Raw genomic sequence first — 25,279 nt, 5'->3', positions numbered from 1 at the left:
GTACAAGTTCGACGAAACGTACTCCTACATCCGTGCTGCGCCGCCGACGATGGCCCACACCGTTTTGCCGCCCTGTTCGTCCAGCTTCCAGCCCCAGTCCTTCGAGCAGGCCGCCACGAGGAGCAGGCCCCGTCCGTCCACCCGATCGAGGGCGAGCGACCGGCGGTCGGGCGAGGCCTCGCTGTTGTCCGCGACTTCGATCAGGACGGCCTCGCCCTGGCGGGAGAGGGCGAGGCTGAAGACATCGCCGAGTTTCATCGCGTTCGTGACGAGTTCGGCGGCGATGAGCAGGGCGTTGTCGGCGACCTCTGGGATGTTCCAGTCGGCAAGCGCGAGCCTGGTCAAGACGCGGGCCTGCTCGGCGGCTATCGGATGCGGCGGAAGAGGAAGCCGGTACACCTCGGGCTTCCGCCCCGTCTCTCCGTCTTCCCCTTCGATGCCTGGTATCGCTGACACTCCGCAGCCCTCCCCGATCCCGGTCCTCACGGTGAGAAGCCGCTCGATGGCCGTTCACCGAATCGCGTGACCAGACTCACACGCTCGGTTACGCTTTGCGACGAACCGCTCTACACCGCGGCACAACCCCACGACCGATCGACCCGACCTGGACGCGGTTTACCCCCCGGAGGCCCGCCATGGTGGCACGACGCGACCCGTACGAATCCCCCGCCATCCGAGCGTTCGCCGCGGAGCTGGAGGTCTGGCGCCGCATGGCAGGCCTGTCAAAGGCCGAACTCGCCGAAGCGCTCGGCTACACGCCACAACTGATCGGCCAGCTCGAAGCCGGCAAGAACGTCCCCTCGAAGAAGTTCGCCGAGGACACCGACACGTACTTCGACACCAACGGCGTCTTCGTACGCCTATGGAAGCTGATCAACGACACCCGCCACCTCGCCGTCCTGCCGCCAGGGTTCTCCGACTACGTCGCCCGGGAGACCGAGGCCTCAACGATGCATGTCTTCGAGTCCAGCACGGTCAAGGGCATCTTCCAGACGCCGGATTACGCCTACGAGGTGCTGAAGCCCGGCCGCGCTGAGGACGAGATCGATCAGCTCGTCGCCAAGCGTATGGAACGCCAGGAGATCCTCCGCCGCCCGAGACCGCCGCGCGTCGTCGCGGTATTCGACGAGGGCGTCATCCGCCGCATGATCGGTGGCTCTCAGGTCATGCGGGGGCAGATCGGCCATCTCATAGAGGAGGCGAGCCAACCACACGTCACGCTCCAGGTCGTCCCGAGCAGCACGGGTGCGTACGCCGGGCTCCCGGGCGCGTTCACCATCCTGGGCTTCGACGACGGCGCCAGCCTCGTCTACACCGAAGGCCACCTGGGCGGCCAGTTGACCGGTGACGGGGCCACGGTCCGCGAGTACGCTCGAATCTACGATCTGATCAGGGGCGCGGCGATCTCCGCCGACGACTCCCTGAAACTGCTCCGCGACGTATTGGAGAGCCTATGAGCACGCCAAGCCCGTCGACTTCCCCCTGGCGCAAGAGCAGCCGCAGCACGAACACGGGTGGTGACTGCGTCGAGATCGCTCTTCTCACTCACGCGACCGGCCGGCGGGAGCCGAAGCTCAGCTGACACCGAGTTCCAGGCCCAGATAGGTCCAGGACACTCCTGGGCGTCCGTGCGGGTCTTCGCGTTCCGCGAGATGGACGACGTCCAGTCCGCAGGTCTGAGCGAGATCAATCGTCTCCTGTGCGGTGACAGGGAACATGCGGCGGCCAGGCGGGACCGGGCCATGGCGCAGCGAAAGGATCACCCGGCCCCCGGTGTCCAGCAGGCTGGCCAGGCAGGGCATGGCCGTTCCGCGTTCCTGTTCCTCGAGGTGCATCCAGACCGCGGTCAACAGGATGAGATCGAAGCGATGCCGCCGTACGCTCAGCACCGCCAGCTCGGGCAGCGCGTCGTCGACCCACTCGATCTCCTGGTCGGCATGGATGCGCCGCCCCAGCGAGCGGAGCTCGGCGGTTGGTTCCGCGGCGACGACCCGGTGCCCCTGGGCGGCCAGCGCCGCCGCATCGCGCCCGCTGCCCGCTCCGACGTCCAGGATCGAGCTGGGTCGGGAGGGGAACAGGTGCAGCACCTCGCGGTGCACCTCTGTGAAGGTCACGCTCTCGTACTGCTCGGCCAGGGCCTCGGCCGCCTCACCGTACCCGGCCGTACTGGCCATGTCATGCAGCCGCTCTCCGGCCGTGTCACTGTGCACGAGAGAGGACCCTACGGCTGATCCGGTACGGGTTACGTACTGGGCCGCAAGCAGGGGCCAGGACGGCCAGGAGCGCCCAGCCCGCGAGCCCGGCCAGCAGACTCGCGACCGCGACCGCGACCGGCACCGGCACCGGCACCGGCACCGGCACCGGCCCGAGCATCATGCTCGTCATCGCCAGAACGATGCTCCGCGACCAGCGCTTGGCAAAGATCGAGCCCCTGTCCCTTCCCAGACAGGGGCTCTTCACTTCGCAGGCTCACCGCACGGCCGCGTACGGAACGGGCTCGCCCGGACCGTACGCCACCGATCGGGGCGGGTCAGCAGCCGAGGAGGCGGGTGGCGAGGAAGGCCTCCACCTGGTCGAGGCCGATGCGCTCCTGAGCCATCGAGTCGCGCTCGCGGATCGTCACCGCGTTGTCCTCGAGGGTGTCGAAGTCGACGGTGACGCAGTACGGCGTGCCGATCTCGTCCTGGCGGCGGTAGCGGCGGCCGATCGCGCCCGCGTCGTCGAACTCGACGTTCCAGTTGCGGCGCAGCTGCGCGGCGAGGTCCTTCGCCTTGGGCGACAGGTCGGCGTTGCGGGACAGCGGCAGGACCGCGACCTTGACCGGAGCGAGCCGGTGGTCGAGGCGCATGACCACGCGCTTCTCCATCTTGCCCTTGGCGTTCGGCGCCTCGTCCTCGTTGTAGGCGTCCATCATGAACGTCAGCACGCACCGGTCGACACCGGCCGCGGGCTCGATGACGAAGGGGACGTAGCGCTGTTCCTTCTCCTGGTCGAAGTAGGAGAGGTCGGCGCCGGAATGCTTGGAATGCGTGGACAGGTCGAAGTTGGTGCGGTTGGCGATGCCCTCCAGCTCACCCCACTCGCTGCCCTGGAAGTTGAAGCGGTACTCCACGTCCACGGTGCGCTTGGAGTAGTGGGACAGCTTGTCCTTCGGGTGCTCGTACAGCCGCAGATTGTCCTTCGAGATACCAAGATCGACGTACCACTGGAGACGAGTGTCGATCCAGTACTGGTGCCACTCCTCATCCGTGCCCGGCTCGACGAAGAACTCCATCTCCATCTGCTCGAACTCGCGCGTACGGAAGATGAAGTTGCCCGGCGTGATCTCATTCCGGAACGACTTGCCGATCTGGCCGATGCCGAACGGCGGCTTGCGCCGGGCCGCCGACTGCACGGCGGCGTAGTTGATGAAGATGCCCTGCGCGGTCTCGGGCCGCAGGTACGCCAGGCCGGACTCGTCCTCGACCGGGCCGAGGTAGGTCTTGAGCAGGCCGTTGAACATCTTCGGCTCGGTGAACGCGCCGCGGGTGCCGCAGTTGAGGCAGACGATGTCGGCGAGGCCGTTCTCCGGGGCCTTGCCGTGCTTCTCCTCGTACGCCTCGGTGAGGTGGTCGGCGCGGTACCGCTTGTGGCACGACTGACACTCGGTCAGCGGGTCGACGAACTCCTTGATGTGGCCGCTGGCCTCCCACACCTCACGGGCGAGGATCACGCAGGAGTCGAGGCCGACGACGTCGTCGCGGCCCTGCACCATGGACTTCCACCACTGGCGCTTGACGTTGTTCTTCAGCTCGACGCCGAGCGGGCCGTAGTCCCAGGACGCGCGGAGTCCGCCGTAGATCTCGCTCGACGGAAAGACCAGGCCTCGGCGCTTGCTGAGGTTGACGATGGTCTCCATCAATTCGGAACGACGGGCCATGAGTGATCTCCATCCGGCTGGCGGTCGGCGGGTTCCGCGCGAATATGACGTACGGCGCCGACGGCCGACCTGCGGGTCCGGCCACGGCGCCTTTGTTCCTCAGCTTAGGACACCTCTGCCGGTCCCGCGCTCCAATACCTCGCTACGCGCCGGAGCGCCCACCCCGGCGCGGTTCGCGCCTCAGACCATGCCGTTGCCGTTGGCCGCCGTCTCGGGCACCGGCTGTACGACGTCCCAATGCTCGACGATCTTGCCGTCCTCCACCCGGAAGATGTCCACCGCGGCCCGATCCTCGGGCGAGGTCGCCAACAGACTGTGCAGGACGACCAGGTCGCCCTCGGCGATCACCCGCCGAACGTCGAGGCTGAGCGCCGGAAACCGCTCACCGAACCCGGCGACGAACGCGACGAACGCCTCCGGCCCGTCCGGCGCCTGCGGGTTGTGCTGGACGTACTCGGGCCCGATGTACGCGGCGACGGCGTCGGCCGGCCGCTTCGCCAGCCCCTACCTGCTGGGCATCGCCTGGCGCGCCGGCATCCGCTCCACCCCGATCGCCCGCCTGGTCCGTACGGCTCGAGATCACCGCCGCGGACAGTGAGGGGGTGCCTGGGCGGGAGCTCTCCGGCGTCTGATCCGTCAGAGGTGATGCATCAGGTTCTCGGCCAGCAACCGGGCGATCTGTTCGCGCTTGACGTGCCGGCTCGCCGCCGGCCGCGTCCCCGTGTACGTCACGCGTGCGACCACGTCGTAGCGGTGCACCAGCACCTCCATCGTCCCCGGCCGGGCGTGCCAGCAGGCCTTCCCGTCGACGTTCTTGATGGGGATCAACCGGGTCTGGCCGGTCTCCTGACGCCTCATTCCCTCGTACGAGCGCCGTGCCGCGTGCACGTCGTCGCCGTACCGTCGCGACTTGAAGACCGTCACTCCCACGGTGAGGGAGATCCCATCGCCGGACCGCCAGTCGCATCCCCACTGGCCGGGCCCCGGCGCACCACCCGTCCCCCGATCGCTACCGGTGAGCTGCCGTACGAGGGAACGATCGAGCAGCCGACACGGATCCTTCACGACCGTGCGCTGGTACTTGCCCCCGCAACCGACAAGGAACAGGACGACGCCGATCACCACGGCCACCAGGCCACCCCCCGCGAGGGCCCGCCGTCCGGCCACAACACCACCCCGATCGTCCCCTACATCCCCGATATCACGGAATGATCTTGCACCGCAACCGCGCCGTCAAGACTGTGTGAAACATGCCTCATGACCATCCGAAGCGTCCGGTGATCGACCGTCACCTTCGAGGGAGCGGACCGGAAACAACACTGAGCGAGCAGCGGGCCGCGACCCCGCATACGCACCGCCGCTGGTACCGACCATGCACCACCTCACCAGGAAGAGTCTCTCCGAGGCGGGCACGAAACCGCACACTGCCCGGCGTCCGCTGGTGCGCGATCAGCCCGGCCACATCAGCGGAACTGTACGGCGGCCAGCGCAACCCGGGCCGCTTCGTACGCCATCCGTGCTGCCTGCTCTTGCTTGTGGGGACCGTCGAGGGTGTAGGCGATGTTGACCACGACGTTCCAACGGCGGGCGACGACGGTCACCGTGACGAAATTTCCCTCGTCAGAGGTAGCAGCGAGTAGCCGCGCTTCATCACCGATGTTGGAGACCGGCATGGCCCCGTCGTCTATCGGATGAGAATCACTTTCGAACTGATCACGCGCCTCATCGGCATCACTGCTCCAACCGACACGGCGCCCGCACGATCACCCCAGCAACCACGAGAACGAGCGCAGCCCACCGGAAGGCGCGCGGCCGCTGGCAGATGTTGACCAATGCCAGCGATCCGGGCCTACTTGACCCGCGTCGAACCCCGCGGACGACGCTAAGCCCGGGGCCCTGACGCAGGCAGACCTTCAACTCGGTCCGCAACTCGCCCCTGGCCTGCAGACACAGGGTTTGATAGATCGTCTCGTGGGACACGCACATCCTCAGATCGGCCGGATCGCCCTCCACCAGCCTGCCCGCGATCTGCACGCCAGAAGACGATACTGCTCTATAGGATGGCTGGCGCATTATAGGCATCCGCACGGGAGCCGAGCGACTAAGCATGAGCGACTCTATTCAGACTAACCCTCGAATTGGTGTACCAGGTTCCCATCGATGAATACCTTGTAATCTTGAGCGCGCGCGCCGCCCAAAAGAACCTTACGACGCTTCTCGATCACGACATCGTGGATCTCCAAATCGCCCACACGAAATTGATATCGCTTAACGGGAGATATCGAATATAGAAGTAGCTTGGAAATTACAGGAACCCCGTCCACGCGAATGACAAGACGCCCCCAGGAGTCGAAAGAGAACGCAACGTCGCGTCGCTCCCGGTCTCCGACATAAAACTCAAACTGCAATGGTCACCACCGAGACGTGCAAGCCCAGCAAGCTAATTTCCCCCAGTAGGCTTAAGATTCTTTTCCTAGGCCTTCCAGTTAGAAACAACATCGGACGCGAACCTGGGCGGCGCCCCGTAGCCCAGGCGGCTCTACTGCGCAAGTCTGGTGATCGAACGGGTCAGATCCGTGGCGGCCCGCCACGCCCGGCGGTCTTTCTCCCCGGCGGAACGCCGCGCCGGGTCACCGATGTCCGCGGTGACCTCCATCGTGACGTTGCGGATCCGCGGCTGGATCTGGCTGGCACCGCTGACCTCCCCCGCAGCGCTTCATCGCTCGGCGAACTCTCGGTCCGGAAATCACCTACATGGACTCACCTAAGAAACAAACGCTTTTCACGCCCGATGAATAAGCGCATCTCTTGCAGAATCAAGAACCGACGTAGCGTGAATCAGATAATCTCTAGGTACCCCGGAGGTACGTCTATCCTGAACCCAAGAGATGAAGACATAGTGACCTACCGACTCACCGTTCGCGACGCTAAGTCCCGATCCAAATCCTACATCTGAAGATTTAGATGCAAGCGGAAATACAAAACCTTGCTTCGTAGAGGAATCGAGAGCATCGACCACTTTCTGCGCTGCGGAATAATCCCCCATATTCATGATGACGATGAGGCCGGCCAACGCGCGGCCACGGTCGGCATAAAGCCCTCTGATCACCTGATTGCAGTGGCCTTCAACCAGCACGGCCTGCAAACGCTGACCCCATACTGCACTGGGACATTCAGAGTCTGAACGAGCACCTTCCAGCGTGAAGGAGATGCCACGAGAGGACGCCGGATGGCGCGTCTCACCATGGAAGACCTCATTGATTCGAAGCTTACGGTCATCTTGCGAACGATCAGCAATATCGGGAAACGTTTGAGCGCCTGAACTCGTCAACGCAGTGTACGCAGTCGGATAAACGTTCTCAGTACTCGACCGCAAGATCTTGGGAGATCGGAGGGTAAGGTACCCACGATCTCTAGCGTACGGATAAAGCCACGCAGCCAGGCCCGAAAGCACGCAAACGAAAATCACAGCCGTAGTAAGCCATTGCCGACCATAGATAGGCCTCAGTCCCACGTGTGCCGCCTCCCCCCTAGGCCGAGTGCCGTATCCGCCGCTACTGCGTAAACGGCTTGAATATCTCTGGAGTTTTGTGATCCTGATTCGGAGGCAGCGTCGGGTCGAACTGCTTGTCGGAAATCTTCGGCTTTGTGTGCTCCCAGTTATCCCAATCACCTAGGATATCCCAGCGCATTGGACGAGCGTCTACATGGGTCGGAATCTGCAGGTCTGGGAGCAGGGGGTCAATAGGCCGCGGAATATTTACCCCAACCGGCTTATCCATGATATTCTGCAATGTAGATACATGCTTATTCAGCGCATTAACATAATTCGCCTTCAGATCCCACAGAGATGTTGCGAAGGCAACAACTGCAGCAATCTTCGCTTTGCCATCACCAAAGTAAAATGCAGCAACTTCACCCACGAAGGCGATACATTGACGAATGATGACGTTATGCATATCACCGATGGTATCAGCAATCCCGTTAAGGGCGTCCCTTACAGCACCGAACGCCTCTTTTATTGGCGCTATCGTCTCACTATTTAGTTCACCAACCCAACGCGAACAGGCCTGTTTTGCCATCCCTTCCCAGGCACCGTCACTGGAGATGGTAGTAGCAATATTATTTATATTCTTAGCTGAACCATCCGCCGCCTTCAGCAAATCACCCCAACCGCTTGTTGCCGCCCCCCTGAGCGCGCTCGGATCTCCCCAGATGTCGTATATGGTTTCCTCTATTATGGCCCCCGTAATTGGCAAAATCTTCTTCGCCAAGCCTATGGCCTGCCCTACCGGAGAGGGAAGTGAAGGGCTGCGCCCTGGAGCCAAGACATTACCGCCCACGATTACTCCTTTTTCAGAGAATCGGCAATTATCGATTCGGCTTTCCCGTATGTATCTGCAGCCCGCTGAAGTGCGAATTTCGCCTGCAAGAGCTCCCAACTGAGGGCAGCGACGTGCTGCGAATATTCATTCAGAATACTAGTATACAATCCCGCCAGGGTCCCACCAACGGGCAAACCAGTAAATGCTTCCGAATTAAGACTAGTATCTCCACTGAGGAGGGACGGCTTTATTTGGTTTTCCCATACGTCGTGTTCTGAATCCAACTCTTTCGCATACCCCCGCAACGCGGACGTCTTTATTTTCAAATTTGGGATCTCGGTCATCTTCCATCCTTCCCCGGTGCTAATCTATTCGTTATCTCGATTAATTACGGCGTCTGAGATTCCTTGGAATACCCTTCGCCGCTCACTATCTGCGCGCACTTGGGCGTCCCTGAGGGCCAACACTATCTGCGCAGAAAGCTGCGTTGCCGAGGTAGTTCCGGAAACTCCTCCGGAGATTGAAATTTTCGTGACCGTATCCGATAGGTTGAGTTGCACAGTGCCCAAGTCACGGCCAATCGGTTGACTAATTGCTCGAATCCGCAACCGCTCTTTAATTTCCCGAATCACGGCAAGTCTTTCCATCCCTGCCGCAATAGAGTTCCGGACCTCTGTAGACCCGGAGTAATCCACCGCATCCATAGCAGCCGTCTCTCCTGTGGGCAGGAGAGCCTCGATCTCGCGATCCGTTGGCCAATCCGGGAAAACTGTAGACCAGTATTTCTCGGAGATCACCTTTGCCTTAGATCGGGCACGATTTACCGCCGATGTCACGGCATTACTCAACGCCTCGGGATACATGAGTGCCTGCTCTGATATTTCGATCGAGACAATCCTTCCGTCGCCTGTCGCAATGACGACGACACCCTTCGCCTGGTCCCGAACTTCGAAATGCTTCGCCGTCAGTTTACTCTGCACCAAGTCAGCCTTCTTCGAGGCGAGTTCAGCCTCGTGAGCGGCCTTTCTTCGAGGCTCATCCATCTGATCCCCCATTACGACTAAAGGAGTATTTATGCACCCGAGAAGCATGTGCGCGACTTCGAGCTCGATTAATCAGCAAGAATGCGGATACAATCGCGACGACCCCGAGACAGATGCCACCAATCGAGAACAAGTAGATGCTAACCATACTCTTATGGCGATTTTGCGACGCGTGCTGGGATGTCGAACTCGATGGGGACAGCGTTGTTGGCACACTAAGCCTTTGCGTAGCATCCCAGGCGGAATATACCGGGTTCGGTGAGCTGGCTGACACTTTGTCAGTGAGGGCATGATATGGGCGGATCAGACCGTAACCGGTCTGATCGTCACGTCCGGGTGACGCGACGTCTCGGGCCGTACCGATGATTCGCTGAACGACTTCACGTGCTGGCATCTTGGGGTACTTAGCACGCACCAATGCGACGACGCCTGAAGCCAATGCTGCTGAGTTGCTAGTGCCGCTCAGGTTCGGAAAGAATGTCCCGGTCTTGCCGATCGAACCAGTGTGCACACCCGGGGCTGCTACGGCCACGTAAGGCGCAGGCTGCGAGTCCACCCAGGGATTAAATTTGTAATCGACGGCACCGACCGTAAGGAATCCGGGACATTGAGCCGGCTCCTGGTTCATTACGCCCATACTTGCATCGTTTCCAGCGCTTGCCACCAATACGACATCGTGCTGGATAGCTCGCGTGATGGCTCGCTGGATACCACGGTCACAGCCGCCTGCGGACGGCGGGCTGGCGAGGCCTTGAGAGACGTTTATGACCTTAGCGCCGTGATCCGTCGCGTAGTCGATCGCCGGAGCGAGATCCTCGACGGTGGAGTAGATCGGAAGGATGTTCGCTTCCGGCGCGATGCCGACCATTCCGGCACCGAGACCTTGCCCCACGATGGTCGCCGCCATCGCCGTACCGTGACCGCCTCCCTTGTCCAGATCCTTTCGGCCATCGCCACTTGGGCCAATGATATTCCGGCCAGGGAGAATCCGACCCCGAAGGTCCGGAAGTCCAGCGTTGACTCCGGAGTCTATTAGGGCGACGGTTACTCCTTTTCCCTTACTGAGAGGCCATACTTTTTCCTGGATATCCCAGGTGCCAAACCACCACTCCTCTGGGCGAGGGTCACGTGTCGCACTTGCCCAGGAGGTCGATGTCGACGAGGCCATCAGCATTGATGCCGCTATGGCCATGACTCGTTTCGTCAACATTGACGATGCCCTCGGCCTGATGACCGATCGTTGCCTTTTGCTGTCCCTCGACGGCACCCGCGAGCGGAAGATCAAAATCTGAAGATTCAGTGAAAGCCTCATCGGTCTCCTCGCACGCCTGCTCGTCCACAAGGTCCAGCAGTTCCTGGAGTTCTTCAGTGCTGAGGATTTCATCATCGCTTGGCTGAGATTCGCCCAACCGGTTCCGGGCATCACCGATGATGCCGGGGACGGCTACATCGTCCCCCGTCCAGACATCGCGCTCCTCCGCGAGCCAGGTGGTCCGCTCCCGCTTCTTTTCCGCATCTCCACCCGGGGCCGACAGGAGCGGAGCGCTGTTACCCGTTCCCCGTGCAGCAGGAGACAGCCCAGGCCGACCTCCATGGCCGATCCGACCCATGCCAATGTTCGCCGGTCCGAGCAGGCCGGAACCGCCGTACGGAGTAGCCCCCGTGCCCGAGCCCGGAAGGCCTAGCCCGCCCCCTCCGACGCCTGGGCCGGTTGTAAGGGGATCTATCCCTATCGGCGGTGCACCACCTGCACTCGGTCCGCTAGGTGATAGGCCAGCCAGTTCCGTGCTCTCAGGAGATCGGACTGGCGAGTCACCCGGTCCGGCAGGAGAACTTCCGCCGGCTGGAGAAGGCTGACCAGGGAGTCCTCCACTACCGCCAGGGGTCCGCGTGTGAGGAAGGCGAACTCCACTTCCTCCGCCTGGGGAGGCGCCGCCTCCCGAGCCGCCGCGCGACGCGCCCGAGACCGGATCCGTAGGAATAGGATCATTCGGCTGCGCGAGACGCGGCAGATTCTTCTCGATCTGAGGTGGCATGCCGTCCCAGGTTTGGGCGATGCGCTCGTTGAGGTTACGCATGACCTGGTCGGCTGCGGCTGTCGCAGCGGGCGACTTAATATTCTTGGGCCAGTTGATGTGCTGGTACATCGGGAGGATGGACCCGCCATACCACTGAAGCGTCTTGGCGGTCTCGTTGCTGCGAATGACGAGCTCGCTGGCCGTCCCATAAAGGCGGCGCAGCGCTTCCTGGGCCGCGTCCGCCGCAGGGCCGCTCCAGTGGTCGGCCAGGACCTTCGCGGCCTCGTAGATGGCGGTGTTGACGTCGTTGAGCGCGGTGCCCATCGCGTCGTAGGCCCCAGCCGCGGTGATGATCTCGCCGGGCTTGGTTGCGTCGATCTTGCTCTTGACCGCCTCCGCGTCGCCATAGGGGCCGGCGCCCTGCGGCCGTCCGCCGCTCTTGATGACATAGGTCTGGTGGTCGACAGCCATGGTGAGTCCCCGGGTCAGTCGGCCGACGGCACGTTGTGCCAGGTCGGATTCTCGGCTGAGGTCGGCTGCTGTCCGCCGCCGATCTGCCGTGCGTGCTTGGTCAGGTCCTGTTCGGTCCCGGAGTAGTGGGCCGCGTTCTTGCGCAGCGTCTGGATGGCGGCGACGTACTGCCGGATGAAGTCCTGAAACACCGCGGTGATGTGCTCGTGCGCGTTCTGGGTGGTGCCGGCGAGGGCCTGGCCCGCGTCCCAGTCGCCGAGCTCGGCGGCAGTGAGGCCCCCATGGGTCTGCACGTTGTTGAGGGCACTGGTTCCAGCGAGGGTCTCCAGTGCCTTCTCGAGGATCGAGGCCGCGTCGCCGATCTTCGATGGCTCCCACTTGACGTCCGGGCCGCCACCGCCGACCCATACCTTGGGATACTGCGACCCCGGCTGCTTCGGCCCATCGTTGAGCGCCGGCATTCGGCCGTCCCCCTTCTTGACTTGTGCACCCCCGTGCCTGCAAGGGTTGTCAAGATACAGAATGACCGACTGTGATGTCGAGACCACAAAAACCGAAACGTCCTTACCTACCTGGTCTGACACCATGAATCTGCAGGTAATCGGTCGGTGACCGTATGCGGCCTCCGTCTATCGCCTATTTCGGTCCATCGACCTGACGGATCCGGTCAGCGGACGTAGCCGTCGAGGGCGTCGTTGTCGATGTTCAGTGTGTAGCCGCCGTGGGTCTCCAGGTGGTCGCCGCGATACTGCTTGATCCGGCGGTGTCCGGGCCACCACTTGTGCTCCATGGACTTGTCGCCTCGCGGGTCGGCCTTCTCGTCCCAGTGGGCGTACCAGACGGCCGTGGGCTTCCTGATGCCCTTCGCCTCCGCGAGGTCGCGGATGCCCGAGGTGAGGCTGCTGTAGATGCCCGGCACGTACCCGAGGCTGCGGAGCTTCCGGGTCCAGGCGTCGATGAAGGCGAGGACCGCCTGGCGGCAGACCGGGTCGTGCCGGCTGTACGCCTCCAGATCGAAGTAGATCGGGGTGTGTCTGCTCAGGCCGAGGAGGCGGGCGCGGCGGACGGCGTCCTTGGCCGAGTCCTTGCCGTCGTCGGTCGCGCTGTCCGGGGTGAAGTTGATGCGGTGCGGGCCGCACGGCGCCTGCGGGCCGACGTAGGTCGGGATCAGCCGCCAGCCCATTTTCCGTACGGCGGCGACCCAGTCGTGGGTCAGGCGGCCGTCCGGGCAGGATCGGGAGACGCCGCCGATGTAGATGTTGGCGGCGACGAACTCCCCGCGCCAGGCGTGCATGGCGTCGAGGGACGGCGCGTTGCAGGTGTCGAAGCCGTCGCCCTTGATCCAGCGGTGCCGGTGGGCGACCCCGCTGCGGCGCTCGGCCGAGCCTCCGACCACGCCTCCCACCGGACCTCCCCCCGCGCCTCCTGCCGCGCCTTCGGTCGGAACCGGGTCCACGGTGATGCGGGCGAGGATCCGTTCCAGGTCCTCCTCGCTCGGGCCGTACGAGCCGGTGATCAGCGCGCCGGCCTCCGGAACCGCGATGCGGATCTCGTGGGCCGCGGGGTCTTTCACCCTCAGGCCGGGTGGTCGGCCGGTGCGTTCGCCGCCGGAGCTTGCCAGCAGGCTCTTCACGAAGGCACTGGTCTGTTCGGTGAGGGGTTCGACGTGGAGGGCCGTGGTGCGGCCGACGGCGTGGGCCGGGCAGCGCTGGTTCTCTCCGGCGGGGCCGAGGTAGAGCGCGTGGCGGTCGAAGCGGAGGCAGTCGGTGGAGCCGCGGCCGAGGCGGTGGATCTCCCAGCCGGCCGGTACGGGGATGCGCAGCCCCTGGTAGTGGACGTCCGTGTCCGACCGGGTCGACGATGCAGGACCCTGGTAGTGGACATCTGCCTGAGCGGGCGGTGCGCCTGGGATCAACGTTCCGAGGATTCCGGCGAGCAGCATGGCACGTCGCATGGCGTCCCCCCACGATCGTCATCCGTACGACGATGATCGGCAGGGGGAAGGCGGCGGTCGTACGGCGCGCGCGTGAATGGGGAGGTCTTCGCCGTGGGCGGACCCGGTCTTTAACGCGATCGCGCCCTCAGGGGTCGACTATCTCGTACGCGCCCGCCTCGTCGATGGCGAGGGCGGACAGCGGGATCAGGGCCAGGCGCACCTCGTAGGCGCCGAGGGCGCGGCGGTAGTAGCCGGCGCCGTCCCAGTCGGTGACCATCGCCCACAGTTCCGGGTCGTCGACGGCGCGTCCCAGGCGGCCGGAACGGTGCCCGGGGCTGCCGGATAGGGAGCGGAGGACCTCGTGCGCGGTCTTGACGAACGTCTCGGTGTCGGTTTCGGGGACGCGGTAGCGGGTGATGGCCAGCACCCGTCCATCATGCCCGTACGCGAGGCGATCTCCCCGCCCGGGACACCGATGCGCGAGGCGATCTCCCCGCCCGGGACTCCGGTACGCGAGGCGATCTCCCCGCGCGGGACTCCGATGCGCGACGATGGGAGCGTGGGTTCCAAACTCCAGAAGCGCAGCGCCGTCTTCTTCGTGTATCTCCATCAGCTTCCCCGCTGGGTTCCGCTGGTGGTCCTGCCCGCGCTGCTGATCGCGGGGCTGGCCGTCCCGGGTGTGGTCGGCGGAATGCTGCTGGCCGTGCTGGCGTTGCTGCTGTGGTTCGCGTTCCTGGCGGCGCCGGTGCGGAGCCCGTCGCATCGCGTGGTCCGGCTGGTGGTTCCGCTGGTCATCCTGGCGGTGGCGATCGGGAAGCTGGTGAGCTGACCGGCAACCCGGACATACCTGATTTTGACAATCATTTTCGTTTTCATCCATACTCGTTACGTGCGATACCGACGAGTCCTGCCTCTGTTGCTGGGCGCCGCGTTGCTCGCGACCGCCTGCGGAGCGCGGGCGAACGGCAACGGCGGTCCGAAGATCGTCGCGGCGTTCTACCCCCTGGCGTGGCTGGCGGGGCAGGTCGCCGGACCCGACGCCACCGTGCAGAACCTCACCAAACCCGGCGCCGAACCCCACGACCTCGAGCTCACCCCACGTCAGGTGATCGACGTGGGCGAGGCCAAGCTGGCCTTCTTCATCAAGGGCGTGCAGCCGGCCGTCGACAAGGCCGTGCGCGAGCACGCCAAGAAGCACTCGCTCGACGCCGCGTCGCTGGTCAAGACGCTCCCGGCGCCGCAGGACGAGGCCGCCCACGCGCCCGAGGATCCGCACCTGTGGCTGGACCCGAGCCGGTTCGCCACCGTGGCCACCGCCCTGGGTGAGCGACTCGCCACGATCGACTCCGCCCACGCCGCGGGGTACCGGTCGCGCGCCGCGCAGATCGTCACGAAACTGAACGCCCTGGACGGGGAGTTCCGGACGGGCCTGCGCTCTTGCGCCCGCAAGGAGATCGTCACGGGCCACTCGGCGTTCGGTTACCTGGCCGAACGGTACGGGCTGACGCAGGTCGGTGTGACCGGCCTCGACCCCGAGGCCGAGCCGTCTCCCTCGCGGGTGGCGAGCCTCACCCAGCTGATCCGGCGGACCGGGGCGACCACCGTGTTCACCGAGACGCTCGTGAGCCCGAAGACCGCCCAGACGCTCGCCACCGAGGCGGGCGTACGGACAGAGGTGCTCGACCCCGTCGAAGGCGTGAAGCCGGGGTCGCACGACGACTACTTCTCGATCATGCGCCGTGACCTCGCGACGCTGCGACCCGCCCTAGGATGCCGATGACCGTTCCGTTCCGCATGACAGGCGGCGAAGTCCGGCTGGACCGCCGGCCGGTGCTGCGCGGCGTCGACCTGACCGTCGAGCCGGGCGAGGTGCTCGCCGTGATGGGGCCGAACGGCTCTGGGAAGTCGACGCTGATCCGCTCGTTGCTGGGGTTGACTCCCCTGTCGGCCGGGCGGGTGGAGTTGTACGGCGTGCCGCCGGCCCGGTTCAAGGACTGGAAGCGCGTCGGGTACGTCCCGCAGCGGCTGTCGGTCGGCGGCGGCGTGCCCGCGACCGTACGGGAGGTCGTGTCGTCGGGGCGGATCGCGCGGCAGTCGCGGTTCCGCCCGTTCTCGGCGGCCGACCGGGCGGCGGTGGACCGGGCCCTGGAGGCCGTCGGCATGGCCGATCGCGCGCGCGACTCGGCGCAGGAACTGTCCGGCGGCCAGCAGCAGCGCGTGCTCATCGCCCGGGCGCTCGCCGGTGAGCCGGACCTCTTCGTGATGGACGAGCCGACGGCGGGCGTCGACGCCGCCAGCCAGGAGACCCTCGCCCGTACGCTCCGCGGGCAGGTCGCCCAGGGCCGTACGGTCGTGCTGGTCGCCCACGAGCTCGGGCCGATGGAGCCGTTGATCACCCGTTCCGTGGTCCTGGAGAACGGCCGGATCGCGCACGAGGGCGCTCCCCCGAAGCCTCGGGGCGAGTGCGCCCGGCCCGGCCACGACCACGTCCACCCGCACGCCCCGGCCGAGGAACCACACCTGCTGTCATGATCGAACTCCTGTCGTACGACTTCCTGCGCCGCGCGCTGATCGCCGCGGTCCTCGTCGGCGTCGCCGCGCCGGCGGTCGGCACGTTCATCGTCCAGCGGCGGCTGGCCCTGCTCGGCGACGGCATCGGGCACATCGCGCTGACCGGGGTCGGCCTGGGCCTGCTCACCCGTAGCTCCCCCACGATCCTCGCGCTCGTCGTGTCCGCGCTGGGCGCGGTGGCGATCGAGATGCTGCGGGTGCGGACGCGCACGGGCGGTGATGTCGCGCTCGCCCTGCTGTTCTACGGTGGGCTGGCCGGTGGGGTGCTGTTCGCCAACCTGTCCGGCGGCAGCGCGAACCTCGGCAGCTACCTGTTCGGCTCGATCAGCAGCGTCAGCACCGGCGATCTGTACATCATCGCCGGACTGGCCGTCGCCGTGATCGTCATCCTGCTGCTGTTCGGGCGGGAGCTGTTCGTCCTGTGCCAGGACGAGGAGGTGGCCCGCGCGAGCGGCCTGCCGGTCCGGTTCCTGTCCCTGCTGATCGCGGTGACCGCCGCGCTGACCGTGGTCGTCGCGATGCGCGCCGTCGGCCTCCTGCTGGTCAGCGCGCTGATGGTGGTGCCGGTCGCGGCGGCGCAGCAGCTGACGCGCGGGTTCAAGGCGACGATCGGGCTCGCCGTCGTGGTGGGCGTCCTGGCGTCCGTCGGCGGGCTGTGGGTCTCGGTGGACGCCGACTTCGCCCCCGGCCCGACGATCGTGCTTCTCGCGATGGCCGTCTTCCTGGTCGCCGTCGGAACGGGAAGACTGGTCCGTATGCGCCGAACGGACGTATCGTGAGCGGCCGCCGCGAAGACGTGCGCCGGGCGCTCTCCGGCTGTGAGAGCTTCCGCAGTGCACAGGACATCTACACCGACCTGCGGGCGGCCGGCTCGCGGATCGGCCTGACCACGGTGTACCGGGCGTTGCAGGCGCTCAGCGACACCGGCGAGGTCGACGTGCTGCGCACCGACGACGGCGAGGCGATCTACCGGGCGTGCCGGACGGACGAGCACCACCATCACCTGGTATGCCGCGTCTGCGGCCGTACGGTCGAGGTCGAGGGGCCGGCGGTGGAGACCTGGGCGGCGGCGGTCGGCGCCGAGCACGGCTTCAAGGACGTCACGCACACGGTCGAGGTCTTCGGCACCTGCTCCGAGCACTGAACGCCACGGCCGCGAACGGTCGAAAGGCCCGGTCCCGGCCGGGCCGACCGAGCCGGCCGGTACGAAAGCCCTGGTGACGCCGATCAGCCGGCCAGGCCGGCCACGCGAAGACCCTGGTGACACCGGTCGGCGAACGGGGCCGACCGCCGCGAAGACCCCGATGACACCCGTCAGCCGACCGGGCCGACCGCCGCGAAGACCCCGATGACACCCGTCAGCCGACCGGATCGGCTGGTGCGAGGACCGTCGTGGCGCCGGTCCGCCGGAAGGCCTCGTCGCACAACTCGCACACCGGATCACGCGGCCAGGGTCTTCGGGTCGGGCGGAATCCGTCGCCGCGGTCCAGGGTCACGGTGGCGCCCGCCGCGTAGGGCTCCTGGAAACGGGTCAGGTAGCACAGCGCCTCGAACGCGACGAGGGATCCGACCAGAGCCAGTATCGGCCCGATCCCGGTGTTGACGTTCGGCAGGCGTGCCACCAGGCGCGCCACCACGCCGTCGAGGCCGTCGGCCGTCAGCTCCCGTCGGCGCTGCGCGTCACGGCAGGCCAGGCAGGCGCTCCTGCCCGGATCCACCGAGTAGTACACCGGGCCGGCACCGACCACTCCACCGCGGACCAGGGGGACACCCGCGCGTACACACGCCTCGTTGACCCACAGGTCCACCTCCGGCGGCGTGTCGACGCCCGCCACGACGACGTCCACGCGTTTGAGGAGATCCGCCACGTCCTGGGGGCCGATCACCCGCTTGTGCACCGCCCTGACGTCGATGGAGGGGTCGTACGCGCGGACCCAGTCGGCGGCCCGGAACACCTTCGGCTCGCCGATCTGGTCCGCGCGGTAGAGGAACTGACGGGCGAAGTTACGCGGCTCGACCATGTCGTCGTCGAGCAGCGTCAGCCGCCCGATTCCCAGTCCCGCCATGCTCTGGACGACGTTCGACCCCAGGCCGCCGGTACCGAGTTGGAGCACGTGGGCGTTCCGCAGCCGGTTCTGCATGCGGGCCCGGCCCGACCGCATCGAGGAGAACAGCCCGAAGAACGCGAGGTTGCTGAAGTGCCGTTCCTCGACCGCCGGATCTTCGAGGGATCGCTCGTGGGCGTTCTCGATGAGCCTCAGGCCGTCCAGTGCCGTCAGAACGTCGTCGATCTCCTCGGCGCCGGCCTCGATCCCGCGTTCGGCGAGTGCGGTCCGTACCGCGGCCGGTGTGTACGGTCCGGTCCTGAGGATGTCCAGCAGGGTCTCGACCTTGCCGTCCGGGTCGATCAGCTCGATCTGCTCACCGGGATCACAGACGACGACCAGGACGTCTCCGTCACGGTCCCAGACACAGGTCTTCAGCACGAACTCCACGCCCACCGCCTCACTCTTCGTCGGGAATCCCGGTCGGCGGCGACCCGGACAGGGCCGCCGCCGAGCCGGCATCAGCAGCTGGGGTCGAAGGCGGTCGCCTTGACGCTCTCCACGCGACGGATCTCGATCTTCATTTCTCTCCACCTCCCGTCTCGGTCGGACGGGAGACAGCCTGGGCGTACCGCGTTGCAGGGGCCTTGCAGATCCCTTGCACGCGGCTCCGTCCCGGCTACCGGCCATCGCGGGACTCCACGCGAGTAATCTGGACGATCTTCAATACGCCACCGTATGGGGTTCGTATGCACTATCGCGTTCTCGGGCCGCTGGAGGTGTGGGACGGCGGGGACTGCCTCTCCCTCGGCGGACGCAAGCAACGCACGTTGCTCGCGGCGCTCCTCCTGCGCGCCAACCGCGTGGTACCGAGCGAACGTCTGATCGCGGTTCTGTGGGGAGACGACGCGCCGGCCGGAGCGACCGCGCAGCTGCACACCTACGTGTCCCGCCTGCGTCGCCTGCTCGGGAGAGATCCGGAGCGGGGACGCGGGATCCTGGTCGGTGAACCCCCCGGCTATCGCCTGTGCGTCGCCCCCGGCGAACTGGATCTGGACGAGTTCGAAAGCCGGGTGCGGTCCGCGCGGCAGGCACGCGAGGCCGGCGACCCGGCGAGGACCGCCGTTGAACTACGCGCGGCCCTCGCCCTGTGGCGGGGGCCGGCCCTGCACGATGTGGACGAGGACCTCGCCCGGTCCGAAGGCTCGCGTCTCGCCGAACGCCGGATGGCCGTACTGGAGGAGCGGATCGACGCCGACCTGGCGGAGGGACGCCACGCCGAATCGGTCGTCGAGCTCACCGGCCTGGTCCAGGAGAATCCCCTGCGGGAAAGGCTCCGAGAACAGCTCATGCTCGCGTTGCACCGGTGTAACCGCAGCGCGGAGGCGCTACGGGTCCTCCGTGACTACCGGATCTCGCTACGCGACGAGACGGGGCTCGATCCTGGGCTCGGCCTCTCCCGCCTGGAGCAGGCGATCTTGAGGGACGACCCCGATCTGCGGCTACCGGCCTCGAGCCCGAGTGGCTCCCCGGCCATCGCGCCCGCTCAGCTTCCTCGCGACATCCCGGACTTCACCGGGCGGAAGGCGGAAGTCGACCTCGCCGTCACGCTGCTCCGCGCGCCCCAGGGCTCGCCGCAGACCGTCGTGGTGGTCAGCGGTCCCGGCGGCGTGGGGAAGACCACGTTCGCCGTTCACGTCGCCCACTCGTTGCGGGAGAGCTTTCCGGACGGGCAGCTCTACGCCGATCTTCGGGGTGCCGAGACCACGTCCGCGGATCCGAAGACGGTACTCGGGCAGTTCCTCCGCGCGCTCGGTGTGCCGGGATCGGCCATTCCCGCGGCCCTCGACGAACGCGGGGCCCTGTTCCGGTCACTGGTCGCGGACCGGCGCGTTCTGGTGACGCTCGACGACGCCGCGAGTGCGGCGCAGGTACGCCCGCTGCTCCCCGGCACCGGGAACTGGTCCGCCCTCGTCACCAGCCGCAGGCCGCTCGGCGGCCTCGAAGGCACCGTGCCGATGGAGCTCGGCCTGCTGAACCCGGATGAGGCGACCGCCATGCTCGCCCACATCATCGGCGCCGCGAGGGTACGCGGGGAGCCGGAGGCAGCGCGGAACATCGTGCGCTGGTGCGACCATCTGCCCCTCGCCGTCCGGATCGCGGGCTGCCGTCTCGCCACCCGCCGTTCCTGGAGCCTCACGAAGCTCGCCGGTCTGCTCAAGGACGAGGAGGGCCGGCTGGACGAACTCACCGCGGGCGATCATGCCGTGCGCGCGAGCATGGAGTTGAGCCACCGAACGCTCGGCACCGGCCCGGCCCGAGCCTTCCGCCTGCTGGGACTCCTCGACGCTCCGCACTTCGCCCCCTGGGTGACCGCCGCCCTGATGGACGTCCCGCCACGCCAGGCGGAGAGATTCGTCGAGCAACTCCTCGACGCGCGTCTCCTGGAAGCGGTCGGCGCCGGTCGTGACGGCCAGGTCCGGTATCGCTTCCACGATCTCGTCCGGGCGTACGCGCGTGAACGCGCCCACGCCGAGGAGCCCGCGGCCGAACGCGCGAACGCCCTGCGGCGTGCCCTCGGCGCGTGGCTCGCCATCGCCCACGACGCCGACGACCGGCTCCCCCTCCGGCTGGTCACCCGGGTCGGCGACGAGATCCGCACCCGGCCGGCCGACCCGCCCGGCGATCCGGTCGCCTGGTTCGAGGACGAGCGAGCCTGTCTGGTCGCCGGCGTCGCGCAGGCCGCCGCGGCCGGATTCGCCGATCTCGCCTGGCGCCTCGCAGCCTCCCTCCCGAACTTCTTCGACCTCCGTGCCCTGTACGACGACTGGCGGTACACCCACGAGGTCGCGCTCGAGGCATGCCGAGGAGCAGGCGACCGGCTGGGTGAGGCGGTGACCCGGCGGGGCATCGCCCTGCTGATGTCCTCGACCGAGGACTGGGGCGACCGTGTGATGGAGCATGTCGGCCGCTCGCTGAACCTCTTTCACGACCTCCGCCGGCGGCCGGCGGAGGCCGCCCGCCCCGCACCGCAGGCCCGCCTCCCCACACTGCGAGCTCACGTCCCCGCGCTGCAGGCCGACCTCCTCGCGTTGCAGGCCGATGCCGCGCAACGGCTCGGCCGCTATGGCGAGGCTTTGGAGATCGCGGGGCGCGTCGAGGCGATGGCCCGCACGGCCGGTCATCCCTTCGCCGAGATGCGAGCCCTGACGATCTACGGCGCCATCCGCCGCGAACAGGGCCGGCTCGATGAGGCGGCACGATGCTACGAACGGGTCCTCCACCTGGCCCCTGCCATCGGCACCCCGCACGACGAGGCCGGCGCGTATCTCGCGCTCGGGGTCATCTACCGGGAACAGGGCAGATTCGGGCCGAGTACGGAGAGTTTCCACGCCGCGCTGGCGTTGTGCCGCCAGACCGGTCATCGGGTCGGGGAGGCGTACGTCCTCGCAGGCCTCGGTGAGCTGTACGTCCGGCAAGATCACCCGGCGGCCCGCGCGACGCTGCTCCTCAGCCTGAGCCTGTTCCACGAACTCGGCGAATCGGTCGGACCGGCGATCGCGCTCCGTGCCCTCGGCGAACTCGAGACCGCGCAGGGCCGCCCTGACCAGGCCGTCCCGCTACTCGAGGACTCCCTGCGGCGGTGGCGCTCGGTCGGCCTGCCGTTCGGTCAGGCGCTCGCGCTGCGGAGCCTGGGCCAGGCCTGTCTTGACCTCGGCCGGACCGACACCGGGCTCGCCGCCTGGGCGGAGGCCCGAGGCCTCTTCGCCGGGTTCGACCCTTGCCAGGCGAAAGAGCTCACTCTCCGAATGGCCGCGGTCCAGGAGGCGCCGCGATCAGCGGTCCCGGCGGATGGCGGCGACGACGGTGAGGACACCGGCCATCAGAGGCGACCAGCAGATGAGAACGACCGCCGCCAGCGCGCGCCAGAATCCGCCATGCCACGGCCCCATGGTCAGTTCACGCCCGGCCCAGCGCAGGACCGCGGAGACGCCCGGGAGGAAGAACAGCACGAAGTAGCCGACCGCGACGAGGACTCCGGCCAGATAGACCCAGCGGAACCAGCCGCCGATCCGGACGTCACGGGGGTCGGCCTCGGCGAGCCGGCCTTCCTCCACCGGGGACAGCCGTCGGAAGGCGCGGCGCAGTAGCAGGCTCTTGACCTCCCACAGATTCCGGCATCCCGTCGCGGTGACGAAGACCCCGTAGACGTCGGTCCGCATGAAGATCATCGACTGCCACAGGAACTGGGTCACCTGCAGGAAGACGAGACAGCGGACCGTCCGCGGGGCGTCGTACGCGAGCTCGACGCCGAGGAACACGGCCAAAAGGACCGCGTCCAGGGCCATTCCCGCCAGCTGAGGCCCGTACCGCCGGCGGCGGGGAAGGCTCCACAGCTGGGAGAGGTCGGTCTCGACGACCGGGAAGAACAAGCGCCGGTCCAGCCCGAACCGCGCCGTCACCCCCTCCGCCCGCGCCGCCAGCCAGTGCCACGTCTCGTGGAGAGAGGCCAGCAGAGCCGACAGCGGCATCATGATGAACAGGCTCAGGTCATAGTCGTCGACGACGAAGACGTCCCGACCGCGCGGCCACAGGTCCGGCCGGGCGACGAAGCAGGCGACGCAGAACACGAAGGCCCCGGCGTAGATCAGCCAGGCGACACGGGAGAAGAGCGGCCGCACCCGCTCCGGTGCCGGGCCGCCGGCCCAGCGGCGCTGCTGCACGACGGCGGTCCGGGACGGCCCCTGAGCGCTGTCGTCGGCCACGAACCCGAGCTCCCGGAGGGCATCCACGAAGGCCGCCACGTCGACCGGCTCCCCCACCGCCCGTTCCGCCTCCGCCGCGGCGGAGGCGACGGTGTCACCACGTTGCAGGGCCCGGATCACGACCGCGCCCACGGCCGGAATCGCGACGTAGTTCCCCGATTCCGGATCGCCGACGAGCACGTCGTCGCCCTCGTCCACCAGCGTCAACGGTCGCAGGCGAACCACCGCATCCGCGATCTGCATCCGTGCCGCCTCCCGCCGAGTGATGAGGGCAGCCACTGTCACCCGGCCCACTTGCAGGGCCTCTTGCAGATGCCTTGCGGGCCCACGCACCGGCGCAGCCGACCGGCCGTCGCCCACGACGGACGCCCGGCCTGACGAATGTTCTCGGGCAGGCCTTCGGCGGACGCCGTCCGTGCCGTTGCCCGGCCCTTCGTTTCAGGCTTCCTCGGGGTCGCGCCCGAGCACCGACCTCCCGCCGTCAACGGGCACGGTCGCGCCGCTGATGAAGCTCGCGTCGTCGGAGAGCAGGTAGGCGATGGTGGCGGCCGCCTCCTCCGGCCGTCCCACCCTGCCGATGGGATGCAGCAGGCGCATCTCCTGCTCGATCCGGGTGGCCGCCGCGGGCTCCTGCCCGCGTAGGAACTCCTCATAGCGTTCGGTGGCGATCGACCCGAGGGCGACGGCGTTGACGCGGATACCGCGCGCCCCGTAATCGACGGCGAGTGATCGGGTGAGCCCTTCGGTGGCGGCCTTGGCCGTCGCGTACGGCAAGGACCCCCGGACCGGCCGCTGCGCCTGGTGGGAGGAGACGTTGACGATCGCCCCGCCGGTCCCGGCGTCGAGGAAGCGGCGGATCGCCGTCATGCATCCGACCACGGCAGGGCCCAGGTTCGACGCGACGAGGTCCAGCACCTCGCGCGCCGACGGCAGGTCCGGCGAGGCCGGGCTGAACACGGCGGCGTTGTTGACCCAGCCGGCGAGTGTGCCCGCGGCCTGCGCCAGGTCGGCGGCCTGCTCCGTGACGGCCTCATCGGCGGCATCACCGACGACCGCGCTCACACGGGGATCGGCATGAGTCCACGCGAGCGCCGACGGGTCGCGTTCGATCACGACGACGTGGTTCGCGTCGCCGAGGAGTCGTTCGACGACCGCGCGTCCGATGCCACGGCCGCCTCCGGTGACGACGTAGGAATGACTCACATCGGCTCCTCTCTTCACGATCGGGCGCCTGTCCGCCCGGATGGTCAGCGCTCGGCGACGACGCCGCGTACGCAGCGGCGCAGCCAGGCGTGCGCGGCGTCCGCTTCGTACCGGCGGTGCCAGGCCATGGCGATCACCGGGGAGGGCACCTCGACGGGCAGGTCGAAGGCGACCAGTCCGAACCGCTCGAGGAAGGATGTGTGCATACGGCGGCCCGCCCGTCCGACGAGGTCGGTCATGGTCAGCATCAGCAGCGCCGAGGAGAACGTGGGCGCCGACGCCACCACGCGGCGGCGCAGGCCGTGCTCGGCGAGTCGCTCGTCGATCGGTCCTTCGAGCCGGCCCCGCCGCGACACCGTCAGGTGTTCGGCCGCGGCGAACCGCTCGACGGTCGGTTCGCCGTCGAGGAGCGGATGCCCGGCACGGACCACGCCGACCGGCTGATCCTCGATGAGCGGTTCGACCCGTACCTCCGGTGGCGCGCCGTCGATGACGCCGATCTCCAGGTCGACCCGGCCGTCGCGCAGCCCGGAGGTGTCCTCCGGTCCCTCCGGGAGGAATCGCAGGGCCGCGCCGGGTGCGTCCCGGCGGATCCGGTCGAGCAGCGCGGGCCCGACCACCGCGGTGATCGAGTCGTCGGCCTGCAGGGTGAACGTCCGCTCCAGGGCCGCCAGGTCGAGATCGCGCGGCGAGAACACCGCGGCCGCGCGTTCGACCAGTTCGTGGACTTCCGCACGGATGGCCAGCGCCCTCGGGGTGGGGACCATCGCCTGCCCGGACCGCACCAGCACCGGGTCGCCGAGCGCCTTGCGGATGCGCGCGAGCGTACGGCTCATCGCGGGGCTCGACAGGTGCAGGCGTAGGGCCGCGCCGCCGACGCTCCCCTCCTCCAGCAGGGCGTCGAGGGCGACGAGAAGGTTGAGGTCGAGCTTGGAATGCGTCACGCGCACTTATCACCTGCAAAAAGTGCATTTGAGGGCAA

The 25,279-nt window shown here is 67.0% G+C and carries 29 protein-coding genes and 1 pseudogene; 9 read left to right on the top strand and 21 right to left on the bottom strand.

All coding sequences use genetic code 11. The features are described from left to right. Positions 1–24: 24 nt before the first annotated feature. On the bottom strand, positions 25–456 hold the full coding sequence (locus ACQP2O_RS14240) for an ATP-binding protein (RefSeq protein ID WP_433184088.1): 432 nt from the start codon (positions 454–456) through the stop codon (positions 25–27). 179 nt (positions 457–635) lie between these two features. Here ACQP2O_RS14240 and ACQP2O_RS14235 point away from each other — a divergent pair, with 179 nt between their 5' ends. Next, entirely contained in the window at positions 636–1,457 is an 822-nt protein-coding gene (locus tag ACQP2O_RS14235) for a helix-turn-helix domain-containing protein (RefSeq protein ID WP_433184085.1), read from the top strand. Beyond that, positions 1,454–1,582, top strand: a complete 129-nt coding sequence (locus tag ACQP2O_RS14230; RefSeq protein WP_433184082.1) for a DUF397 domain-containing protein — start codon at positions 1,454–1,456, stop codon at positions 1,580–1,582. Before ACQP2O_RS14235 ends, ACQP2O_RS14230 begins: the two co-directional genes overlap by 4 nt. Here the strand turns inward: ACQP2O_RS14230 and ACQP2O_RS14225 are convergent. The 4 genes from ACQP2O_RS14225 to ACQP2O_RS14210 all read right to left on the bottom strand — a co-directional run bounded on the left by ACQP2O_RS14225 (position 1,575) and on the right by ACQP2O_RS14210 (position 4,384). Next, positions 1,575–2,210: a class I SAM-dependent methyltransferase gene (locus ACQP2O_RS14225; protein WP_433184079.1), complete on the bottom strand. Its 636-nt coding sequence runs from the start codon at positions 2,208–2,210 to the stop codon at positions 1,575–1,577. The genes ACQP2O_RS14230 and ACQP2O_RS14225 overlap by 8 nt on opposite strands. Further along, a complete protein-coding gene (locus ACQP2O_RS14220) occupies positions 2,200–2,385 on the bottom strand; it encodes a hypothetical protein (protein WP_433184076.1) in 186 nt (61 codons plus the stop codon). The genes ACQP2O_RS14225 and ACQP2O_RS14220 overlap by 11 nt, the downstream gene beginning before the upstream one ends. Positions 2,386–2,530: 145 nt before the next feature. Beyond that, positions 2,531–3,919 (bottom strand): glycine--tRNA ligase, encoded by a 1,389-nt coding sequence (locus ACQP2O_RS14215; RefSeq protein ID WP_433184073.1) that lies wholly within the window; start codon positions 3,917–3,919, stop codon positions 2,531–2,533. 180 nt (positions 3,920–4,099) lie between these two features. Next, positions 4,100–4,384: a nuclear transport factor 2 family protein gene (locus ACQP2O_RS14210; RefSeq protein WP_433191019.1), complete on the bottom strand. Its 285-nt coding sequence runs from the start codon at positions 4,382–4,384 to the stop codon at positions 4,100–4,102. Between ACQP2O_RS14210 and ACQP2O_RS14205 the strand changes: the two genes are divergently transcribed. After that, positions 4,383–4,517: a hypothetical protein gene (locus ACQP2O_RS14205; RefSeq protein ID WP_433184071.1), complete on the top strand. Its 135-nt coding sequence runs from the start codon at positions 4,383–4,385 to the stop codon at positions 4,515–4,517. The two genes, ACQP2O_RS14210 and ACQP2O_RS14205, sit on opposite strands and share 2 nt — an antisense overlap. Positions 4,518–4,555: 38 nt before the next feature. Here the strand turns inward: ACQP2O_RS14205 and ACQP2O_RS14200 are convergent, their stop codons facing one another. From ACQP2O_RS14200 to ACQP2O_RS14145, 12 genes are all read right to left on the bottom strand, one after another. Then, positions 4,556–5,086: a hypothetical protein gene (locus tag ACQP2O_RS14200; protein WP_433184069.1), complete on the bottom strand. Its 531-nt coding sequence runs from the start codon at positions 5,084–5,086 to the stop codon at positions 4,556–4,558. Positions 5,087–5,382: 296 nt separating this feature from the next. Beyond that, a complete protein-coding gene (locus ACQP2O_RS14195; protein WP_433184066.1) occupies positions 5,383–5,592 on the bottom strand; it encodes a hypothetical protein in 210 nt (69 codons plus the stop codon). 58 nt (positions 5,593–5,650) lie between these two features. Continuing rightward, on the bottom strand, positions 5,651–5,953 hold the full coding sequence (locus tag ACQP2O_RS14190) for a hypothetical protein (protein WP_433184063.1): 303 nt from the start codon (positions 5,951–5,953) through the stop codon (positions 5,651–5,653). 748 nt (positions 5,954–6,701) lie between these two features. Further along, positions 6,702–7,250 carry a hypothetical protein gene (locus tag ACQP2O_RS14185; RefSeq protein WP_433184060.1) on the bottom strand — a complete coding sequence of 183 codons (549 nt, stop codon included), beginning with the start codon at positions 7,248–7,250 and terminating at the stop codon, positions 6,702–6,704. Between the two features lie 223 nt (positions 7,251–7,473). Then, positions 7,474–8,262, bottom strand: a complete 789-nt coding sequence (locus ACQP2O_RS14180) for a hypothetical protein (protein WP_433184058.1) — start codon at positions 8,260–8,262, stop codon at positions 7,474–7,476. 2 nt (positions 8,263–8,264) lie between these two features. After that, complete coding sequence (locus ACQP2O_RS14175; protein ID WP_433184055.1) at positions 8,265–8,588, bottom strand: hypothetical protein; 324 nt, start codon at positions 8,586–8,588, stop codon at positions 8,265–8,267. 24 nt (positions 8,589–8,612) lie between these two features. Then, a complete protein-coding gene (locus ACQP2O_RS14170; RefSeq protein WP_433184052.1) occupies positions 8,613–9,287 on the bottom strand; it encodes a YbaB/EbfC family nucleoid-associated protein in 675 nt (224 codons plus the stop codon). Beyond that, the gene (locus tag ACQP2O_RS14165) at positions 9,280–10,455 is read right to left on the bottom strand and encodes a S8 family serine peptidase (RefSeq protein ID WP_433191017.1); all 1,176 of its coding nucleotides are present in this window, start codon (positions 10,453–10,455) and stop codon (positions 9,280–9,282) included. Before ACQP2O_RS14165 ends, ACQP2O_RS14170 begins: the two co-directional genes overlap by 8 nt. Beyond that, positions 10,412–11,776, bottom strand: a complete 1,365-nt coding sequence (locus ACQP2O_RS14160; protein WP_433184049.1) for a WXG100 family type VII secretion target — start codon at positions 11,774–11,776, stop codon at positions 10,412–10,414. The genes ACQP2O_RS14165 and ACQP2O_RS14160 overlap by 44 nt, the downstream gene beginning before the upstream one ends. A 14-nt stretch (positions 11,777–11,790) precedes the next feature. After that, positions 11,791–12,237 carry a hypothetical protein gene (locus ACQP2O_RS14155; RefSeq protein WP_433184046.1) on the bottom strand — a complete coding sequence of 149 codons (447 nt, stop codon included), beginning with the start codon at positions 12,235–12,237 and terminating at the stop codon, positions 11,791–11,793. A 206-nt stretch (positions 12,238–12,443) separates the two neighbouring features. Then, complete coding sequence (locus ACQP2O_RS14150) at positions 12,444–13,730, bottom strand: DUF1906 domain-containing protein (protein WP_433184043.1); 1,287 nt, start codon at positions 13,728–13,730, stop codon at positions 12,444–12,446. A 127-nt stretch (positions 13,731–13,857) separates the two neighbouring features. Then, the gene (locus ACQP2O_RS14145) at positions 13,858–14,139 is read right to left on the bottom strand and encodes an antibiotic biosynthesis monooxygenase family protein (RefSeq protein WP_433184040.1); all 282 of its coding nucleotides are present in this window, start codon (positions 14,137–14,139) and stop codon (positions 13,858–13,860) included. A gap of 9 nt (positions 14,140–14,148) precedes the next feature. Between ACQP2O_RS14145 and ACQP2O_RS14140 the strand changes: the two genes are divergently transcribed. Genes ACQP2O_RS14140 through ACQP2O_RS14120 form a run of 5 tightly spaced genes read left to right on the top strand, consistent with a single transcriptional unit; the run spans position 14,149 to position 17,427 of the window. Then, on the top strand, positions 14,149–14,541 hold the full coding sequence (locus ACQP2O_RS14140) for a DUF6703 family protein (RefSeq protein WP_433184037.1): 393 nt from the start codon (positions 14,149–14,151) through the stop codon (positions 14,539–14,541). Between the two features lie 60 nt (positions 14,542–14,601). After that, positions 14,602–15,492 carry a metal ABC transporter substrate-binding protein gene (locus ACQP2O_RS14135; RefSeq protein WP_433184034.1) on the top strand — a complete coding sequence of 297 codons (891 nt, stop codon included), beginning with the start codon at positions 14,602–14,604 and terminating at the stop codon, positions 15,490–15,492. After that, a complete protein-coding gene (locus ACQP2O_RS14130) occupies positions 15,489–16,244 on the top strand; it encodes a metal ABC transporter ATP-binding protein (RefSeq protein WP_433184031.1) in 756 nt (251 codons plus the stop codon). The genes ACQP2O_RS14135 and ACQP2O_RS14130 overlap by 4 nt, the downstream gene beginning before the upstream one ends. Beyond that, positions 16,241–17,062: a metal ABC transporter permease gene (locus ACQP2O_RS14125; RefSeq protein WP_360891353.1), complete on the top strand. Its 822-nt coding sequence runs from the start codon at positions 16,241–16,243 to the stop codon at positions 17,060–17,062. Before ACQP2O_RS14130 ends, ACQP2O_RS14125 begins: the two co-directional genes overlap by 4 nt. Further along, the gene (locus ACQP2O_RS14120; protein WP_433184027.1) at positions 17,059–17,427 is read left to right on the top strand and encodes a Fur family transcriptional regulator; all 369 of its coding nucleotides are present in this window, start codon (positions 17,059–17,061) and stop codon (positions 17,425–17,427) included. The genes ACQP2O_RS14125 and ACQP2O_RS14120 overlap by 4 nt, the downstream gene beginning before the upstream one ends. 214 nt (positions 17,428–17,641) lie before the next feature. Here the strand turns inward: ACQP2O_RS14120 and ACQP2O_RS14115 are convergent, their stop codons facing one another. Next, positions 17,642–18,778 (bottom strand): HesA/MoeB/ThiF family protein, encoded by a 1,137-nt coding sequence (locus ACQP2O_RS14115; RefSeq protein WP_433184024.1) that lies wholly within the window; start codon positions 18,776–18,778, stop codon positions 17,642–17,644. Positions 18,779–19,077: 299 nt separating this feature from the next. Between ACQP2O_RS14115 and ACQP2O_RS14110 the strand changes: the two are divergent. Next, positions 19,078–22,044, top strand: a pseudogene (locus tag ACQP2O_RS14110) (BTAD domain-containing putative transcriptional regulator); the annotation flags it as partial. Positions 22,045–22,164: 120 nt separating this feature from the next. Here the strand turns inward: ACQP2O_RS14110 and ACQP2O_RS14105 are convergent. The 3 genes from ACQP2O_RS14105 to ACQP2O_RS14095 all read right to left on the bottom strand — a co-directional run bounded on the left by ACQP2O_RS14105 (position 22,165) and on the right by ACQP2O_RS14095 (position 25,241). Next, positions 22,165–23,337 carry a hypothetical protein gene (locus ACQP2O_RS14105; RefSeq protein ID WP_433184021.1) on the bottom strand — a complete coding sequence of 391 codons (1,173 nt, stop codon included), beginning with the start codon at positions 23,335–23,337 and terminating at the stop codon, positions 22,165–22,167. Between the two features lie 195 nt (positions 23,338–23,532). After that, positions 23,533–24,297: an SDR family NAD(P)-dependent oxidoreductase gene (locus tag ACQP2O_RS14100; RefSeq protein WP_433184019.1), complete on the bottom strand. Its 765-nt coding sequence runs from the start codon at positions 24,295–24,297 to the stop codon at positions 23,533–23,535. 44 nt (positions 24,298–24,341) lie between these two features. Next, a complete protein-coding gene (locus tag ACQP2O_RS14095) occupies positions 24,342–25,241 on the bottom strand; it encodes a LysR family transcriptional regulator (RefSeq protein ID WP_433184016.1) in 900 nt (299 codons plus the stop codon). Positions 25,242–25,279: the final 38 nt, after the last annotated feature.

The sequence above is a fragment of the Actinoallomurus sp. CA-150999 genome, from assembly GCF_050942425.1.
Taxonomy (GTDB): domain Bacteria; phylum Actinomycetota; class Actinomycetes; order Streptosporangiales; family Streptosporangiaceae; genus Actinoallomurus.
This window is presented reverse-complemented; position numbering and strand designations above follow the sequence as displayed.

Excerpts from the sequence above, each read along its gene's own strand:
- ACQP2O_RS14235 (WP_433184085.1), top strand. The coding sequence starts at position 636 with ATGGTGGCACGACGCGACCCGTACGAATCCCCCGCCATCCGAGCGTTC.
- ACQP2O_RS14230 (WP_433184082.1), top strand. The coding sequence starts at position 1,454 with ATGAGCACGCCAAGCCCGTCGACTTCCCCCTGGCGCAAGAGCAGCCGC.
- ACQP2O_RS14220 (WP_433184076.1), bottom strand. The coding sequence starts at position 2,385 with ATGACGAGCATGATGCTCGGGCCGGTGCCGGTGCCGGTGCCGGTGCCG.
- ACQP2O_RS14215 (WP_433184073.1), bottom strand. The coding sequence starts at position 3,919 with ATGGCCCGTCGTTCCGAATTGATGGAGACCATCGTCAACCTCAGCAAG.
- ACQP2O_RS14205 (WP_433184071.1), top strand. The coding sequence starts at position 4,383 with ATGTACGCGGCGACGGCGTCGGCCGGCCGCTTCGCCAGCCCCTACCTG.
- ACQP2O_RS14195 (WP_433184066.1), bottom strand. The coding sequence starts at position 5,592 with ATGCCGGTCTCCAACATCGGTGATGAAGCGCGGCTACTCGCTGCTACC.
- ACQP2O_RS14175 (WP_433184055.1), bottom strand. The coding sequence starts at position 8,588 with ATGACCGAGATCCCAAATTTGAAAATAAAGACGTCCGCGTTGCGGGGG.
- ACQP2O_RS14170 (WP_433184052.1), bottom strand. The coding sequence starts at position 9,287 with ATGGATGAGCCTCGAAGAAAGGCCGCTCACGAGGCTGAACTCGCCTCG.
- ACQP2O_RS14165 (WP_433191017.1), bottom strand. The coding sequence starts at position 10,455 with ATGGCCTCGTCGACATCGACCTCCTGGGCAAGTGCGACACGTGACCCT.
- ACQP2O_RS14160 (WP_433184049.1), bottom strand. The coding sequence starts at position 11,776 with ATGGCTGTCGACCACCAGACCTATGTCATCAAGAGCGGCGGACGGCCG.
- ACQP2O_RS14155 (WP_433184046.1), bottom strand. The coding sequence starts at position 12,237 with ATGCCGGCGCTCAACGATGGGCCGAAGCAGCCGGGGTCGCAGTATCCC.
- ACQP2O_RS14150 (WP_433184043.1), bottom strand. The coding sequence starts at position 13,730 with ATGCGACGTGCCATGCTGCTCGCCGGAATCCTCGGAACGTTGATCCCA.
- ACQP2O_RS14140 (WP_433184037.1), top strand. The coding sequence starts at position 14,149 with ATGCCCGTACGCGAGGCGATCTCCCCGCCCGGGACACCGATGCGCGAG.
- ACQP2O_RS14130 (WP_433184031.1), top strand. The coding sequence starts at position 15,489 with ATGACCGTTCCGTTCCGCATGACAGGCGGCGAAGTCCGGCTGGACCGC.
- ACQP2O_RS14125 (WP_360891353.1), top strand. The coding sequence starts at position 16,241 with ATGATCGAACTCCTGTCGTACGACTTCCTGCGCCGCGCGCTGATCGCC.
- ACQP2O_RS14105 (WP_433184021.1), bottom strand. The coding sequence starts at position 23,337 with ATGCAGATCGCGGATGCGGTGGTTCGCCTGCGACCGTTGACGCTGGTG.